The 17514-nt window shown below is 51.9% G+C and carries 13 protein-coding genes; all 13 read left to right on the top strand.

Annotation, left to right across the window (positions count from 1 at the left end):
* Nucleotides 1-2691: a type VI secretion system Vgr family protein gene (locus CWM61_RS05810; RefSeq protein ID WP_165785254.1), complete on the top strand. Its 2691-nt coding sequence runs from the start codon at nucleotides 1-3 to the stop codon at nucleotides 2689-2691.
* Between the two features lie 11 nt (nucleotides 2692-2702).
* Nucleotides 2703-3104, top strand: coding sequence for a DUF4431 domain-containing protein (locus CWM61_RS05805; protein WP_226682273.1), 402 nt, complete (start codon nucleotides 2703-2705; stop codon nucleotides 3102-3104).
* Nucleotides 3105-3121: 17 nt separating this feature from the next.
* Complete coding sequence (locus tag CWM61_RS05800; RefSeq protein ID WP_074386059.1) at nucleotides 3122-4972, top strand: TIGR02594 family protein; 1851 nt, start codon at nucleotides 3122-3124, stop codon at nucleotides 4970-4972.
* Between the two features lie 28 nt (nucleotides 4973-5000).
* On the top strand, nucleotides 5001-5495 hold the full coding sequence (locus CWM61_RS05795) for a sugar ABC transporter permease (RefSeq protein ID WP_227521375.1): 495 nt from the start codon (nucleotides 5001-5003) through the stop codon (nucleotides 5493-5495).
* Nucleotides 5496-5681: 186 nt separating this feature from the next.
* Nucleotides 5682-5900, top strand: coding sequence for a hypothetical protein (locus tag CWM61_RS05790; protein ID WP_165785244.1), 219 nt, complete (start codon nucleotides 5682-5684; stop codon nucleotides 5898-5900).
* A 338-nt stretch (nucleotides 5901-6238) separates the two neighbouring features.
* Nucleotides 6239-7447, top strand: coding sequence for a hypothetical protein (locus tag CWM61_RS05785; RefSeq protein ID WP_074386057.1), 1209 nt, complete (start codon nucleotides 6239-6241; stop codon nucleotides 7445-7447).
* The gene (locus tag CWM61_RS05780; protein WP_100630892.1) at nucleotides 7444-10902 is read left to right on the top strand and encodes an ImcF-related family protein; all 3459 of its coding nucleotides are present in this window, start codon (nucleotides 7444-7446) and stop codon (nucleotides 10900-10902) included. Before CWM61_RS05785 ends, CWM61_RS05780 begins: the two co-directional genes overlap by 4 nt.
* Nucleotides 10899-12497, top strand: coding sequence for a type VI secretion system protein TssA (gene tssA, locus CWM61_RS05775; protein WP_100630891.1), 1599 nt, complete (start codon nucleotides 10899-10901; stop codon nucleotides 12495-12497). Before CWM61_RS05780 ends, tssA begins: the two co-directional genes overlap by 4 nt.
* 36 nt (nucleotides 12498-12533) lie before the next feature.
* A complete protein-coding gene (locus CWM61_RS05770; protein WP_100630890.1) occupies nucleotides 12534-13589 on the top strand; it encodes a polymorphic toxin type 44 domain-containing protein in 1056 nt (351 codons plus the stop codon).
* Nucleotides 13586-14056 (top strand): hypothetical protein, encoded by a 471-nt coding sequence (locus CWM61_RS05765; RefSeq protein ID WP_100630889.1) that lies wholly within the window; start codon nucleotides 13586-13588, stop codon nucleotides 14054-14056. The genes CWM61_RS05770 and CWM61_RS05765 overlap by 4 nt, the downstream gene beginning before the upstream one ends.
* A 75-nt stretch (nucleotides 14057-14131) precedes the next feature.
* Nucleotides 14132-15886: a type VI secretion system baseplate subunit TssF gene (gene tssF, locus CWM61_RS05760; protein ID WP_074386052.1), complete on the top strand. Its 1755-nt coding sequence runs from the start codon at nucleotides 14132-14134 to the stop codon at nucleotides 15884-15886.
* Nucleotides 15850-16935 carry a type VI secretion system baseplate subunit TssG gene (gene tssG, locus CWM61_RS05755; protein WP_074386051.1) on the top strand — a complete coding sequence of 362 codons (1086 nt, stop codon included), beginning with the start codon at nucleotides 15850-15852 and terminating at the stop codon, nucleotides 16933-16935. Before tssF ends, tssG begins: the two co-directional genes overlap by 37 nt.
* Entirely contained in the window at nucleotides 16913-17455 is a 543-nt protein-coding gene (gene tssJ / locus CWM61_RS05750; RefSeq protein ID WP_100630888.1) for a type VI secretion system lipoprotein TssJ, read from the top strand. The genes tssG and tssJ overlap by 23 nt, the downstream gene beginning before the upstream one ends.
* The last annotated feature ends 59 nt before the right edge of the window (nucleotides 17456-17514 follow it).

Below are 17514 nucleotides of genomic sequence, written 5' to 3'. Positions count from 1 at the left end.
GTGAAATCGTTGTTGTTCAACCACAACCACCACCTGCTTTCGGTGAAAGGATGTGAAGCCGGGCTTGATGTGCTGGCGTTTGAGGGCGATGAAGCCCTGAGCCAGCCGTTCCGCTACCGTATCGAATTCACCAGCGCAGACCATGCCATCAGCAAAGAGATGATGCTGATGAAGGCAGCCTCCCTGACGCTGCAGGCGCCGGTGGCTCAGGGCTTCGGCATCAATGTTCAGCAACCCGTGCGGGTGATCCAGGGCGTGGTGACGGGGTTTGAACGGCTCAGTACCTCCAGGGATGAAACGCACTACGCGCTGACGCTCCAGCCGCGCCTGGCGCTGCTTAACCGCTCGCACCAGAACGGCATTTACCAGGACCAGTCCGTTCCGCAGATTGTGGAAAAAATCCTCCGCGAGCGCCACGGCCTGCGCGGTCAGGATTTTCTGTTCTCACTGACAAAAACGTATCCGCGACGCGAGCAGGTGATGCAGTACGGCGAGGATGACCTGCGCTTTATCACCCGGCTGCTGGGTGAGGTGGGGATCTGGTTTCGCTTTACCACCGACACGCGGCTGCACATCGACGTCGCTGAGTTCTGCGACAGTCAGCAGGGCTATGAGAAGGGACTGACGCTGCCTTCGGTCCCGCCGTCCGGGCAGCAGTCGGCCGGGGTGGACGCGGTGTGGGAGATGGCATGCCGCCTCCGCGTCGTGGAGCAGCAGGTCAGTACCCGCGACTACAACTACCGCGAGGCGACGGCGGACATGAACGCGCAGGTGGATGTCACCCGCGGGGAGACCACCACCTTCGGGGAGGCTTACCACTGGGGAGATAACTACCTGACCGCGGGGAATGTCCATGACCGCCATCCGGCGCCGGAGTCCGGGGCGTTTTACGCCCGCCTTCGTCATGAGCGTTATCTTAACGGCCAGACCCGGATGCAGGCCACCACCAGCTGCCCGACGCTCTGCCCGGGTCAGGTGCTGAAAGTCACCGGCGGAGAGGAGGTGGCCGGGGAATTTGCTGATGGCGTGCTCATCACGGCGATGCACAGCCACGCCCGGCGCGATGCCGACTTTGCGGTGGAGTTCGCCGGCATACCGGACAGCCCGGACGTCGGCTACCGACCTGAGCCCGGCGCGCGTCCGGTGATGGCCGGGACGCTGCCGGCCCGCGTGACCAGCACCCGGGAAAACGACACCTACGGGCATATCGACAAACACGGGCGCTACCGGGTGAATATGCTGTTTGACCGGGCGCGCTGGGAAACCGGGTTCGAGAGCCTGTGGGTCCGCCAGTCGCGGCCGTATGCCGGAGACACTTACGGCCTGCACCTGCCGCTGCTGGCGGGGACGGAGGTGGCGATTGGCTTTGAGGACGGTAACCCTGACCGGCCGTATATCGCGGGCGTGCTGCACGACTCGGCGCACGGCGACCACGTCACCATCCGCAATGACAAACGTAACGTCCTGCGCACCCCGGCCAACAACAAAATCCGCCTCGACGACGAGCGCGGGAAAGAGCATATCAAGGTGTCGACGGAGTATGGTGGCAAGAGCCAGCTGAACCTCGGCCATCTCGTGGATGCTGAGAAGCGGCAGCGCGGCGAAGGCTTTGAGCTGAGAACCGACAGCCGGGGCGCCATCCGGGCACAGAAAGGGATATTTATCAGCGCGGACGGACAGGCGCAGGCTCAGGGGCAGGTGCTGGCGATGGAGCCGGCGGTCAGCAATCTGGCTGAAGCCCGGGAGCAGATGATGTCCATCTCCGGTGACGCGCGGAAGGCGACCGCGAACCCGGCCGATCTCCAGGCGCAAATTACCCTGCTGGAGCAGCAGCTGACAGACCTCAAAAAATCAGTACTGCTGCTCAGCGCGCCGGAGGGGATAGCGCTGACCAGCGGGGAGCACCTGCAGGTCTCAGCCGGACATAACCTGATTGCCACGGCCGGAAAGAATGCGGATGTCAGCGTGGTGAAAAATCTGTTCATCGGGGTGGGCAGTGCGCTGAGCGTGTTTGTGCGAAAGCTTGGGATCAGGCTGATAGCGAACCAGGGACCGGTACAGATGCAGGCGCAGAATGACCTGATGGCGCTGCTTGCCCGGAAGGAAATCAGCATTGTCAGCACGGAGGATGAAATCAAAATCATCGCGAAGAAGAAGCTGACCTTGAATGGTGGAGGGAGCTATATCAGACTTGATGCAAATGCGATTGAATCTGCTACTGCAGGCGAATATCGCACGAAAGCAGGATATTACGGGCGTCAGGAAAGCGCTTCTGAAAAAGTCAAAATGCCTGTATTTCCTGTAATGGAGCCTGGAGAGCACAGTTTACGTTTTGCTTTTCCAGGTGCGGATAGTGTCAGCCAAAGTATGAACTGGCTGATAAATCAGCCGTACAGTATTACTGATAGCGCTGGAAAAATTCTGTCTACCGGAACAGTAGACAGTTCAGGTCGTTTCCCCAAAATAGTACTTCCTGAAAGCGATACATTAAATTTAATCATTGGCCGAGAAACTTGGAGTAAAGAGGATCATTCTGTCTCATCAACTGAAGACGACAGTATGGAGGATTTTGAGGATGAAGCACCTGATGCCGATCTTTATTTAAGTGAAGTGGGTTTTGAAGATGATAGAACATCAGCATTGACTGAATCAATGATTTCAACTTTATTAAGTTTAACAAAGGATAGTTGATAGTGTTAAGTATGCTTATGAAACTTACGTTGAGTCTGGCTATCTTATTTTATAACTTCGGTGTATATGCTGCATGCCTGAAAGAGGGGGATAAGATTGTACTCACAGGAATAATGAAAGAAGAAATATTTTACGGCCCCCCAAATTGGGGGGAAGATAGGGCGCATGACGAAAAATTACTCTACTGGATCCTGCATATAAATAGTCCGCTAAAGTGCGTGGTTGATGCTAATACTGAGCAAAAAGGTTGGGATAGCAATATTCAGCTCATTGTTAGTGGTGACGATTATAAAACTAAACGCAATCTACTTAATCACCATGTCATTGTAGATGGAAAAGTTATGCTTGCTGTCACAGGCTATCATATGACTTCCGTCTTATTAAACGACACCAGCTTTCAGCCAACAGAATAAAATAAAAAGGATGATGTATGAGATTTATAAAAGCGACATACCATCTTGAAACCAAGACGGTTGAGTACGAAGCTGGTGATGGGACTCGTTTGCTAAAAACTGCAGGGACATTAAACTGGAGATTTAACAACCCCGGAAATATTATGGCATTGCCTGATGCAAGTAAGCAAAAAGGGCGAATAGGTGTCGGTACTGTATATAATCCGAAAGAAAATACATTTGCGATTTTTTCCAGCATTGAAGCTGGGGAGCGTGAAAAATGTGCATTATTGAGGCGAAAATATCAAAATGACACCATATCTGAGATGATGTCGCAGTATGCTCCTGAAACCGCAGGCAATGATCCCGTTGCTTATGCTAACTTTATAAGTTCAGAGAGTGGCGTTGCAAAAGATAAAAAAATATCTGACTTGGATGATAAAGAATTCGGCAAAGTTGTGGATGCGATCAGTAAAAAAGAAGGGGGCCTGAAGGCTGGTACTGAAAAATGGGTGTATGTGACAAACTTGACGGTTTCAGACGGCTCTCGCCCAGTTGCTAATGTGCCATTTAAGGTAACACTAGAAAGTACTAGCTACGAGTGGAAAACAGACGCTTACGGCAAGCTCAAGACAATTATTCATACGAAACAAGGAATGGTTATTGTCGTCAAATATACTAATTCTGCTGGAAAAGAGGATGTTGTTTATTCAGCAGTTGCTGGGGATGAAACGAAGAATATACTGCTCACGCGAAATTTTTCTCAATTCTCTGCAAAAACACTTGCCGAGACTCCCAAAGTGCCACGTGAGAAGAGCGCTCTGAAACCGATAGAGTATATAGTCATGCCAGGAGATTCTCTATCAAAAATTGCCAAACGTTATAAGACAAGTGCTGATGAAATTGCCAAAAACAATAATATAAAAGATGTGAGTAAGATCTTCCCTGGTCAACACTTGATGATTTATGGTGCCAAAACTAATAGCCCCTTAATCTATATCGTTGTACCTGGTGACACGCTGGCGAAGATCGCAGAAAAAAATGGTGCGAATGTTGACGATATTGCGCGTCAGAATAATATATCAGACCCTAATAAAATATATCCGGGGCAATCAATTTCTATAAGAAAAAATGGTAGCAATACTGCGGTCGAGTCCGATAACTCAGCAGTTAATCCTCCAACCTCAAAAACAGTGAGTAAAAAACAACTACAAAACAAAGAAGTAAATTCCAATAAAAAAACGCTGGAATCAGTCGGAGGAAAAAATTCCGGTAATCCGATTGCGTTACTTCCTCATGATCAGCGAGAGGCTCCGTGGATGGCGGTTGCATTCGAGGAGGGAGAGACTCGATGGAAATGGGGGCGTGTAAAGGAAGGCGATGGCGGAATAAACTACCATAAGAAGACAGGCATTAATATGTCATCCATGGTTGGTGACTCTAATCCGTGGTGTGCTTCTTTTGTAAATTATTGCCTTAAAGAATCTGGATATTCAACATCTGGTAGCGCCAGTTCTCAATCTTTCTCGAAAAATAAAAGTTTTATAAAAGTGTCTCAACCTATATACGGTGCAATAGTCGTTTTACGGAAAAAAGGATCTTGGAAAGGGCACGTTGCTTTTATATACTGTCTTTTTGAGGATGGAGAAATAGGTGTGCTTGGCGGAAATCAGGGAGATAGTGTAACAATAAACCCATTATATCAAGTTTATATCAATGGACGGTTACATTATGAGTTGATAGGGTTCTATGTACCTGATTCATATTATTCTTATGCACAAAAAATAATAAATTCTGGCTCGAGAGAAGCAGCGATTTCTAATATTGCAGAGTTGCGTGAAAGCCTTGGAGCCAATCTACTCTCGAACGAGGATGGAAGAACAAGGTGATAAATAAAAATTTAATACTGGAGGTGATGTGAAGTATTATTATGTTTTAGCATTGTTACTTGGTTACAGCTCCTGTGTACTGGCAGAAGAGTGTATGGATAACTCAAATATAGATTCTCTAAGAGAGGTTTTTAAAAAAAACAATAAGAAGTTGTTGATTGAAATGTCTTCAAAAGAAGTGAGGCATTATGTTGAAAGTGATTTACTTATCAAAAATAAATACAGTACACTTGTCAATGTATCTGAGGTTTACTATGGCTGGGGAGTGGACAAAAAATCAAAGTATCTTGTTAACACATCGGCAGTTTTCCCAAATGAAAAAGTGTGTGTATGGAATGTATCTTTTGCACTACCAGAGTCTATTAGAAAAAAATGTGATGATGATGGTGCTTATGGGTATTTTATTGAATTTAAGAAAGTTAATGGGAAAACAGTCCTATATAACTTTACCTCTTTGTTTGATTCTCTTCCCGACGGAACTTTAGCTTGCAAAGCTGCCAATAAATTTATGCTGCAAAAATAGCTTGTGAGTATTGAAGTAAGCATCTCGCTATAAATTAAGGGTGTTGTTGATGAATCATTATTCGGCGTTCTTGCTGCTTTTTAGGTTGTGTTGCATATTATTTTGTAGCCAATAAATTCTACTTTTACTAAAAATCTAATCTTTTCTACAAAGTGGGAAGGTAATTCTGGTAAGCATTTACTGGTGATGAAAAAGGAAATCAACCAGAATAATACTGCAGAGCATTTATCTGTAAAACAGGTGACAAAGGGTAAGGATGATTGCATTTCAAATGATTATATTATTGACTATGAAATGGATATTAATGTGAATGGGGTAAAAGAATCAATTGAAATAAACAGTCGCTTTACTAATGACGAAGGCACTGTTTTATTTGCTTATAAATTGGATGTATTGATGGGATAGACCCAGTTACTGTCAAGTATTTCGCGTATAAAATGGATTGAAATATGCACTACGAGGGGAAGAGAATATCATAGTTGAAAATGGTAGGTGTGGTGGAGAAAACCCTCCGATTCCAGATTATAATTAAAAAAGACAAGTCTCTGTTAAATTACATGCTGAAAAAAATGGAAGGCCGTTTCAACGACAAAAGTAAACTAGCACGTTGATTTATGTTTTGTTACCAAAAGGATGGTCGTATGTTTAAGTGTGAGTTTGCTAATGAGAGAAATATAATGTGGTAAATTTTGTTTCGTCTGCATATCAAGCTAATTTAGCCATCCTGTAACATGAGGAAATTAATGCCATTTACACTTAAACATTTGCCAGAACGCTACCCCAGACCTAAGCCTCTGAAATTCTCTCGTTGGCTTGTTGCTCTGGTTGTCATGCTTTCGGTCAGTATTATCATAATGCGTATATTTGGGCGTTATGTTGAAAATCTGTACTTCTGGAGATTAGCTGTAGGTTTTCCTGTTGCTTTATGGAGTGTCTTGCTTTCTTCTCGTCTGCTTGTTTGGTCTTTACAGGATAGCAAAGCAAACGCTTTTGACAAACAGCGAGAACAGTGGATTCTTCGAGAAACCCGTAAGGCACGGCGTGCATTACAAGTGCTGAGTGCAACATTTATTACCGGCCACTCATCAGTTGCTCAGAAAGATACCGCTATTGCTATGCAAAATAACGACAGCATTATTGTTTCACAGGTCGGCCGGGATGGTAATGAAAGCGCCAGAATGAGCCAAATTTCTTCCAGCCCGCAGGATTCTATGGAATTCGTGATAATAAATATTTTTTCGCAGATGATTGCAGACATTCCTTTTACACAAATCCCTGATAAATGCCCATTAGTAGTAGTTTTTGATGTAACAACATCGCTGCCTTTGGAGAACATTCGCCATTACTGGGATGAGGCATGGCAAAAGAACAATATCACTTTTCCTGTTGAACACGGTGAAGGGAGTGGTCTTAGTGTAATTGACCGTTGGTTAAATGAACGTATTAAAGATAAAGCAATGCTATTGATTGTTGGCCTCCAGATTGATCCGATTGTTACAAACAATACTGCTGAAGCAGCTGTTGCTCTACTTCTTGGCAACCGCCTAACGCAAGAGGCGCTTGACCCCCTCGCATTACTACACCGGCCAGATGCTGCTCCATCAGGTGAACTGAGCGAGGGGATGAGGATGGCCGCCTGGAACGTCCCGCTAAAAGAAAATATGGTGGAAAATTTATGGCTCGCTGGAATGACAGGTGAGCAACGTGCAGAAGCGATTGGATGTCAGAATGCACATCCTGCGCAGTGCGTAAAAGATGAGGCTGTCATTTCACTCGATATATCCATGGGGAATGCTGGAGCCGCTGCACCCTGGCTGGCTATTGCTGCCGCCACTGAAATCGCCCGACAAACACAATCCCCGCAGATGATTATCTGCGGGGATACCACTCAGAAAGTGCTATGGAGCACGCTTATTACCCCGATAGCTTCAAGACAGGAGATGGATCTGTGAAGTTACTTTTAGCACCGAAAACTGCGGAAGGTCGCTATCTTTCAGTCGTATTCATTCTCTTTTTACTCTTGGCTGCAATGACATTTATCGTCTGGAAACATCCTGACATGGCCGGACTTGAGGGCGATAGTCAGCAGCAGAATTACTGGCTTATTGGTGGGTGCTGCATTACCGGATGTATCTTTATCATGTTAGTTATGCTCCTGTGGACAGCTCGCAGTGCCGGTAAAAAGGAGTTTGAGGCTCTCCTGGATGTCACTCGTGGTGATGACAATAAGAGAAAAGATGAGAGTGAAAACATCTCTGTTTCTCCAGCAGTGGTGATGTGTGCCAGGATTCGTGACCATCTGCGAACCCGAATTGGAATTCACTGGCGACGCAAAGTCCGCCTGCTTTTAGTCACCGGCGACGAGGCGGCAATCGAACAACTGGCACCGGGTCTGCGTCAGCAGCGCTGGCTGGAGGGCCAGCGTACCGTTCTGATTTACGGCGGCAGCTTGCTCTCCGAACCCGATCGCCAACAATACGCCGCGCTGCGCAAGCTGCGCCGCGGTCGTCCTCTGGACGGAATTGTGCGGGTGATGCCGTCGTCTCTCACCCTGACGCCGCAGATAAGTGAGAGCGACCTGCGTGGGCTGGAAAAAATCAGCGAACTGCTGCGCTATGCCGCCCCGGTCTGGCTGTGGAAACTGTGCGACAGTGAGTGGTCGCAGGCTGACCGCGTGGTGCAGGCGGTAGGGGTTAGCTTCCCGTTACGCGCTACCGAGGACGATGTCGCCCGTCAGCTTGCGCAGATGCTGCCCACGCTGCGGGAGCAGGGGATGCGCCAGATCGCGGAGGAGACCCGCCACGACTTCCTGCTGCGTCTGGGGCAGCGACTTATCGACGGAGGGATCGCGCAATGGCGCTGGCAGCTGGCGCCGTGGCTGACCGCCTCGCGGCAGCGGCTTGCGCTGCGTGGCCTGATGTTTAGCCTGCCAGAACCTCGCGCCGTGGATCCGTATCAGGAAGCTGATGCCCTGCCTGCGGGCCAGCCTCATCTCCTGACGCTGCCCGCCACCTGGCAGGGCATTGTGGATGACTGCACCCGTGTACGTGGCCACCGTGTCGGTATGGCGTGGGAACAGACGCTGGCCTGGACACTGCAGGCCACCCTCGGCCTGTGGGCGGCGGGACTGCTGCTCTCCTTTGCCCTCAATTACAGTCAGATTGCTTCGGTAGCGGGAAAAGCCCGCGACCTGGTGGCCCACCCCTCTGTTTCTGACTATCAACTGACGGCCCTCCATGCCCTGCGCAATGAGGCCGGCCGTCTTGTGCACGATGGACAGAAGGGGGCTCCCTGGTATCGGCGTTTTGGCCTGGATCATCATCAGCAACTATTAGACGCCGTCCTGCCCTGGTACGGTGTGGCGAATCATCGCCTGATACGTGACCCGGCCAATGCCGCGTTGCAGCAGGCGCTCAGTGCGCTGGTCAACTCCGCCCCCAACAGCGACCAACGAGCCCAGCTGGCGAAACCGGGCTATGACCAGCTGAAAGCCTGGCTGATGATGGCTCGTCCGGATAAAGCCGATGGCGCATTTTTCGCGCAGACCATGAAAACGGTCCAGCCGACGCGAATGGGGATCTCGACCGGTCTGTGGCAAAGTCTGGCGCCGGATTTGTGGGCCTTTTATCTCTCCTTGCTGGCCGAACGGCCTGAATGGAAGATAACTCCGGATGCGCAACGGGTAAGTCAGAGCCGCCAGGTTCTGTTACAGCAGCTAGGTCGCCGCAATGCCGAAAGCACCTTATATGAGAACATGCTTAAATCCGTGCGTCGTAATTTTGCCGATGTGTCGCTGGAAGACATGACCAGTGGCACCGATGCGCGCCGCCTGTTTACCACCGATGAAGTGGTCCCGGGGATGTTTACCCGCCAGGCATGGGAAGGCGGCATTCAGCAGGCCATTGATAAGGCAGCCAGCTCGCGCCGGGAAGAAATCGACTGGGTGCTGAGCGATTCGCGCAAAACGGTGTCGACAGACCTGTCGCCGGAGGCGCTGAAAGCGCGTCTGACCCGACGCTACTTCACCGATTTCGCCGGCAGCTGGCTGAATTTTCTCAACAGTCTGCGACTTAATCCGGCGACCAATATCGCCGATGTTACCGACCAGCTCACGCTGATAAGCGATGTCCGTCAGTCACCGCTGATTGCCCTGATGAATACCCTTGCCTGGCAGGGGCAGGCGGGGCAACAAAAGGAGGGGCTGTCGGACAGCCTTATTAAATCGGCCAGGGATCTGGTGGGCGGGAAAGACAAGCCGGTCATCGACCAGTCGGCTGCCGGCCCGCAGGGGCCTCTGGATGACACGTTCGGCCCACTGCTCCAGCTGATGGGGAAAAACACGGGCAGCAACGTCATGTCGGCCGATAGCACCCTGAGCCTGCAAACCTATCTGACTCGGATCACCCGCCTGCGCCTGCGCCTGCAGCAGGTTGCGAATGCCTCCGATCCGCAGGAGATGATGCAGACCCTGGCGCAGACCGTCTTCCAGGGGAAAAGCGTCGACCTGACCGACACGCAACAGTACGGTAGCCTGATTTCGGCAAGCCTTGGCGAAGAGTGGAGTGGCTTCGGCAACACTCTGTTTGTGCAACCGCTGACCCAGGCATGGGAAACCGTGCTTCTGCCGTCGGCGGCCAGTCTGAATGATAAATGGCGCCGCTCGGTGGTCGCCAACTGGCACACCGCCTTTGACGGACGCTTTCCGTTTGCCGCCAGCAAAAGTGACGCCTCGCTGCCGATGCTGGCTGAGTTTGTGCGCAAGGACAGCGGGCGGATCGAACGTTTTCTCACGACGGAGCTGAACGGTGTCCTGCATAAAGAAGGCAGTCAGTGGGTGCCGGATAAGGTCAACAGTCACGGTCTGGTCTTTAATCCTGCCTTCCTGCGCACCATCAACCAGCTAAGCCAGCTGTCCGATATTCTTTTTACCGACGGCAGCCAGGGGATCAGCTTTGAGTTACAGGCCAGGCCTGCCCCGGAGGTTGTGGAGACACAGCTGACGATAGACGGCCAAAAATTGCGCTATTTCAATCAGATGGCCGACTGGCAGACTTTCCGCTGGCCGGGGGAGACGTATAAACCCGGCACTCTGCTGACCTGGACCACCGTCAATGCGGGCACGCGCCTGTTTGGTGACTACAGCGGTACCTGGGGCTTTATTCGCTGGCTGGAGCAGGGTAAGCGCCAGCAGCTCGAACGCAGCCAGTGGATGATGAGCTTCACCGCTCCGGATGGCCGCACCCTGCAGTGGGTATTGCGCTCCCAGCTTGGGAGCGGCCCGCTGGTGCTTCTGGCGCTGCGCGGATTGACCCTGCCGGATCAGATTTTTAGTGTCGATGCGGCTGAGAGCGCACAGGCCCTGACGACGGGGGGAGGGAATAGTGACATGGATGAGATGGAATTATGAGCATTTTACAAAATCTGGTTGCCGCCAGTCAGTTGGATGAAAGCGTACTGCGCCAGCAGGCCCGGTCACGCCAGGCGCAGTGGCAGTCCTGGCTTGCGCCAATCAGTGACACCCAGCCAACCGGGGACGATCCGAGCTATGACGATGATTTTCAGCGTATCCGCGAGGAGGTCAATAAGATCTCCGGTGTCGATACCGAACTGATTTGCCAGTTGGCTGGACAGTTACTGGCAACAACAAAAGATATCCGGATTGTTACCTATTACTGCTGGGCCCGTTTGCACCAGGACGGGGAAGCTGGCTTGGCCGATGGGCTGGAGCTGCTGGCAGGCTTGCTGCAACGATATAGTATGCAGCTTTATCCGCAGCGCGACCGTAGCCGCAAAGCAGCCCTCGAGTGGCTGGCGGGTACTCGTATCTTAGACAGTCTTTCACTTTTTCCAGAAGTTGTGCGGGAGGACGCAAGGCGTACCGTCGGCGCGCTGCTTCTCATTGATGATTGTCTGACGACAGAACCAGAAACATCACGGCCAGATCTGCAAGCACTCTGGGGCGCACTGGAGTCTCGTTTGATAAAGGGCGGGGGAGTCGATGCAGTGGTGCCGCAGAACGTCGGAAACCGGGGGCTGGCTCAAACTGCTTCCCGCACGGCTGAATACGAAGCGCCGGTTCTCAGTAACATCACCTCCGGTCAGGATCTGCTGGCCCAGGCGCGAACCCTGACAGCATACCTGCGCGTTCAACCCGATGGCTGGCTTGCCGCACATCGGCTAATGAAAAGCCTTCGTCATGACACCCTGACAATCATCCCTGCGCCTGATGCTGAAGGAAAAACACGTATCGAGCCTCCCAGAGCAGATCAGCGGGCCATGCTCAAGCGGCTGTACCTGCAACAGAGCTGGTCGGAGATACTGGAACAGGCGGACAGTACCTTCTCACGTGGCGCTAACCACCTCTGGCTTGACCTGCAATGGTATATCCATCAGGCGCTGGCGAGGTCGGGTCAGGATGTACTGGCCGATATTATCATTGCCGATCTGAAAGGATTGCTGCGCCGTCTCACCGGGCTTGAAACATTAGCTTTTAACGACGGCACACCCTTTGCCGATGAGGTCACGCTGAACTGGATAAATCAGAGTGTACTTGACGATATGTCCGTCTGGCAGGATGAGCCAGTATCGGCTGCCAGCGGCGCTGATAACGACATTCTGGCACTTGAACCTGAAGCGCTTGAGAAAGCTGACACTGACGGTCTCGATGCTGCACTCCACTGGATTCAGACGCGCCCGGGCACGGAATCCACTAAAGAAAAATGGCTGTTGCGCCTGCTGATGGCCCGCGTGGCCGAACAAAAGGGGAAGAATGACCTCGCGCTCTATCTGCTGCGAGAACTCGACGATACGGCGGGATCAATCACCCTCACGCAGTGGATCCCAGCTCTGTTGTTCGAGATTAAATCGCGACGGCTCAGGCTACTGCGCATGAAAGCTACGCGCAGCGAGAGTGAAAAATTACGGTTGCAACCGGAGATGGATCAATTGCTGGCAGGTCTGATTGCGCTCGATCCAGCCAGTAGCGCGGTGCTTTGCGGCTAACAGAACGGAAACTGACACTGACACTAAGGAGAACGTATGGCAGCAAAAGGTTTTTATCTGGTACAGGGAGACAGAACGACCTGCGGCGGAAGAATCACTACAGGCGCAGAAGATCACACTCTGTTTGATAAACCTGTTGTCCGGGAGCAGGACAGCGTCACTTGCGGAAAGCACGCGGGGCTATACAAGATTGCCGGTGGCATCGACAACGATACCATTCACGGCCGGCGAATGGCCGGAACCCTCGACAGCTGTAGTACTTGCCCCTGTAAGGCGAAGTTTATTCCATCAATGATGAATGATACTTATGAGAAAGGAGGTGAGTGCATAACTACTTTATTTTCACTCGATGGGCTTATGGCATCTTTACAGGAACCCTACAAGAATCTTCATCCAGAAAATAAGACTGAACGACAGTGTACTCACACAGATGGGGCGATTAAAGTTGCAGAATATATACTAAGTGAAATAAAGGCGAATGTCAGAAGCGATACGGCAGAAACAATACGATATTTAATTGACGAAGATTTTTTAATAAAAAGACTTACTGAATGGAATAAACTTCCCTTTTATGCAAGGCTGGGTCCGCCCCCTAAAGCAGATTTACTTGCTGCAATGGCTATTTGGTATCAGACCGTGAAAACAGGTTCAATCTGGGATCATAAACCGAAGATCCGCGATCTGTTTTCATCCGTTGCAGTAGCACGACCACTTCCCAGGAAAGGAAAATCATCAAAGTCTTATTATCATAAATTCAAACAGCATGATTATTTTTATGATGTTTGGTCAAACATACATTATGGTTATGTTGGACGTAGTGTCGGTTTTTCTGAAGCAATTCTCTTGAAAGGGTCCACTTGGGAACAAAACATGACGCCAGGTGCAATGGGGGATGATACCATGGATGACATTACTAGCATGAAAATAGGGTTTAATCTATTTTATGAACATGGGAAATTTGCTGAGACGTTGACGGCAGATAATATTCTTTGCGTTTTAGAAACAACACCTGGCGCGCACCTTCCTCACTCAAGAGAAAATCATTGGTGCTGGAATACAGATAATCCAGAAAAAAGTGACTCATCATTTTGAAAAAAATAAAAACGTTAACGGGTATTGCATTATTTATGGTGGTGTTAGTCCTTGTCGCTCATTTTATTCCGATAAGGCCAGTTGTTGTTATTATAAATAACACTAATGAAACTATATTCGTGTATGCAGGTGAGAGTGTATATAATGTCGAACCTGAGCCTGACGAAGTCGCGCGCATAGTACGATCAAAGCCTGAAATTATAGCACCTGGAAAAAGAGTTAAGATTAAAGCTTCGTTTACATCTCTGATTAGGAAAGATGCAGCGCTTGACATTGGTTGGAGGGTTGGTGGTCAATACGAATATAACGCTGCAGGTAGCGGTGGTCAAAATTTTATTCTTTCTTCAAAAGAGGGCGTGTGCTACGCATCGATTTATATAAAAGATGATTTTTTTAAGGGTGCGATTAAAAATGGTTCAAGCAATAAGTGTTTTAAAAAAATAAAGGCATTTAATTATAAGTATTAATTCAGGTGTTATAAAGGTTATTTTTTAGATGCCTGTTTCAAAATCTGATGATTGAAAGGAAATCAATATTAATTTATGGACGATTTAACCCTGCGTTATTACGACGCTGAAATGCGCTACCTGCTGGAAGCGGGTGAAGAGTTTGCCCGCGCTCATCCTGAGCAGGCGGCAATGCTCAATCTCGACAAAGCGGGCGCCCGCGACCCCTTTGTCGAGCGCCTGTTTGAAGGTTTTGCCTTCCTGATGGGCCGCATGCGCGAGAAACTCGATGACGATCTGCCTGAGCTGACCGAAGGCGTGGTCAGTCTGCTGTGGCCACATTATTTACGTACCATTCCCTCGATGTCGGTCGTGGAATTCACCCCCGACTGGCCGGAAATGAAAGAGCCGATGACGATGGCTAAAGGCTTTGAAGTGCTTTCCCGGCCGATCGGTGAAAAGGGCACGCGCTGCCGGTACACCATCACCAAAGCGATCGCTCTGCAGCCGTTATCCCTTGAGCGTGTCCAGCTGGCCACTGATACGGATGGCCGGTCGGTGATCACGCTGCGCTTTAACTGCAGCCAGCTGACGGACTGGAGCCGGGTCGATCTCAGCCATATCCCGCTCTACTGCAACGCCGATGCGCCGCTGGCCTGCGCCATGCACGAGGCCTTTACCCTCAATGTGGCCCGGATGTGGCTGCGCATGCCCGATGAGGTGGACAGAAGGCCGCTGGACGGGTATTTCAGCGCGCTGGGATTTGGCGAGGATGACGGCCTCTGGCCTGAAGATGGCCGCAGTTTTCGCGGTTATCAGCTGCTGCTGGAGTATTTTACCTTCCGCGAAAAGTTCATGTTCATCGACCTGCGCGGACTGGAGACAGTGGATTTACCGGCCGGACTGGCGTGGTTTGAAATCGACGTCGTGCTGGCGGAACGCTGGGAACATGACTTCCGCTTCAGCGAAAAGCAGCTGCGCCTGCACTGCGTGCCAGTGATCAACCTCTTTCCGCTGGAGTCCGATCCGCTGACCATCAACTCCCTGCAGACCGAATACCCGCTGCGCCCGATGCGCGTGCAGGACGGCCACACCGAAATTTACACCGTCGATTCCGTGATCTCCTCGCACCAGCAGGTTTACACGCCGTTCTCAAGTTTTCGCCACAAAGGCGGCATGATGCGTCATGACGCGGCGGAATATTACTATCATACCCGGGTGCGCCGTGGCCCCTCCGGGCTGTACAACACCTGGCTTATCGTCGGCGGAGAAGCCTTTGATAATCATACCGTACCGGAAGATGAAAGCCTGTCGCTGACCCTCACCGGAACTAACGGCCAACTGCCGCGTCGCGCGCTGCAGAGCACCGTGCTTGATACGGTGATGAAAACCACTTCGGCCAGCGTCGCGGTGCGTAACCTCTGCGCACCAACGCTGCCGTGCTATCCCCCCGCCCAGGATCGTTTTCACTGGCGGGTGCTGAGCCATCTGGGCAGCAGTTTTCTTTCCCTGATGGACAACGCTGAAGTCCTGCGCGGCACCCTGGCGCTGTATGAATGGACCGACAGCGAGATGAATCGTCGGCGTCTGGAAGCCATCCTCGACGTGAAGCACCGCGCAACAGAGCGCTTTGCGCGGGGCCATCTGGTGCGCGGCGTGCAGATCGAAGTCACCCTCGACAGTCACGGCTTTGCCGGACGAGGCGACATATGCCTGTTTGGCGAGATGCTTAGCCGCTTCTTTGCGCTCTACACCGACATCTACTTGTTCAACCGCCTGATTATCATTCTGCAACCAACCGGAGAACGACTGGAATGGGAAGAGAAGCACAGCCGACGCATTCCCGGCTGACCCCGCGGCTGGAGGCCGATCTGCCGCGGATCAATTTTTACCGATTCTGCCAGCTTCTGGAAAAACGGCGTCCCGGCCAACAGCTGATGGGGGCGACCAGCCATCCGGCTGACGATCCGGTGCGTTTTTACCCGCATCCGGGGATGGGATTCCCGGCCAGCGAACTCAGAGCCGTGGAATACGATGAGGCCGATGACTGCGGGCCGCCGGTCATTCGCACCACCTTTATGGGGTTGTACGGTGTCGATTCGCCGCTCCCGACGGCATATCTCGATGATATCGCCCAGCGCAGGGAAGGGCATGAAGCGCTGCAGGGCTTACTGGATATCTTCAGCCACCGGATCATGACGCAGTTTTACCGCATCTGGCGGAAATACTCCTGGCCCGCCACCTTTGAGCCTGGCGGCACCGATCGTCTCTCGCAGTCGCTGCTGGGCCTGGCGGGGTTGGGCATCCCCGGCACGACGCAACATATCGCCTCGCCGGCGTCGCGCTTTCTGGCGCTAACTGGCGTGCTGCGTCAGCCTGGCAAAACCCAGCAGGGGATCCAGGCGCTGGTCACCCTGCTGGCCCCGGAGACCACCGTCAGGGTGAGCCCGTATAGCCTGCGTCCGGTGGCGATCAGCCAGCCGCTGGGGTTTTACGGCGATGATGACTTCTTACTGGACGGCAATACGCCGCTGGGTGACGAAGCGACGGACGCCAGCAGCCAGCTCCTCGTCGCCCTTACCACCGACAATCCCGCGGAGGCGCAGGGCTGGAAGCCTGACGGCCCGCTGTTTCGGGACTTTCTCATCCTGCTGCGGGTATACCTCGGCTGGCGATTCCGGGCCAACATCACCCTGACCGCGCCGACCCGACTGCTGGCTGTCCCACCGCTGGGGGACGAGCCGTTCTGGCTCGGTATGAACGGCGTGCTGGGTGTGGGGGAGGGCGAGAGTCAGGACGATATTCCTCAGACCTTTACCACCGAGCTGGGTACCTATACGGGCCTGCAGCCTGCCACCTTTCTACAAGGAAACCGACGTGTTACGTACAAGTTTGACTAAAACAGCCTGCCTGCTGCCCTTGCTTGCACTTTGTCTGAGCGGGTGCGGGCTCACTCAGCGCGTCTCGGAGGGGACCAAAACTGCCTTCAACGCCGTTTTTTATAAGCAAATTAATACGCTGCATCTGGACTTTACCGCGCGTGAAGCGCTCAACACCGATGCCAGAGAGAATCACTCGCTCTCTGAACCGGTGGTGGTGCGCATCTATCAGCTTAAAGATCGCCAGACCTTTGACCGGCTGGTTTATCAGCAGCTGCTGGAGGAGGGGGATATTCTGCTCGCCGCCGATCTCCTCGCCAGTCGCGATGTGGTGATCAGTCCCGGAGGGGGTGCCAGTCTGAATATGCCGCTGGAAGCGGAGGCGACGTTCGTGGCGGTTGTCGGCCTGTTCCGCCATCCGGACACAGACAGGAATACCTGGAAGCAGGTGCTGGCGCGTGAGGAATTGGATCCGGACAAGCCGCGCATTTTGACCGCCGAACACAACCAGCTACGGCTCAGGCCTGAAGCGGCGAAGTAACGTCGAAAACAAACATTTGTGGCGGGGCCATCGCGCCAGTTCGCCCTCAATCTTCGTAA

Source organism: Klebsiella sp. K-Nf6, from assembly GCF_002806655.1.
Taxonomy (GTDB): Bacteria; Pseudomonadota; Gammaproteobacteria; order Enterobacterales; family Enterobacteriaceae; genus Klebsiella; species Klebsiella variicola.
The sequence above is the reverse complement of the archived record's forward strand: the minus strand, read 5'-3'. Positions and strand labels throughout refer to the sequence as shown.

Excerpts from the sequence above, each read along its gene's own strand:
- tssG (WP_074386051.1), top strand. The coding sequence starts at position 15,850 with ATGGGAAGAGAAGCACAGCCGACGCATTCCCGGCTGACCCCGCGGCTG.
- tssA (WP_100630891.1), top strand. The coding sequence starts at position 10,899 with ATGAGCATTTTACAAAATCTGGTTGCCGCCAGTCAGTTGGATGAAAGC.
- CWM61_RS05785 (WP_074386057.1), top strand. The coding sequence starts at position 6,239 with ATGCCATTTACACTTAAACATTTGCCAGAACGCTACCCCAGACCTAAG.
- CWM61_RS05790 (WP_165785244.1), top strand. The coding sequence starts at position 5,682 with ATGAAAAAGGAAATCAACCAGAATAATACTGCAGAGCATTTATCTGTA.
- tssF (WP_074386052.1), top strand. The coding sequence starts at position 14,132 with ATGGACGATTTAACCCTGCGTTATTACGACGCTGAAATGCGCTACCTG.
- CWM61_RS05770 (WP_100630890.1), top strand. The coding sequence starts at position 12,534 with ATGGCAGCAAAAGGTTTTTATCTGGTACAGGGAGACAGAACGACCTGC.
- CWM61_RS05805 (WP_226682273.1), top strand. The coding sequence starts at position 2,703 with ATGCTTATGAAACTTACGTTGAGTCTGGCTATCTTATTTTATAACTTC.
- CWM61_RS05800 (WP_074386059.1), top strand. The coding sequence starts at position 3,122 with ATGAGATTTATAAAAGCGACATACCATCTTGAAACCAAGACGGTTGAG.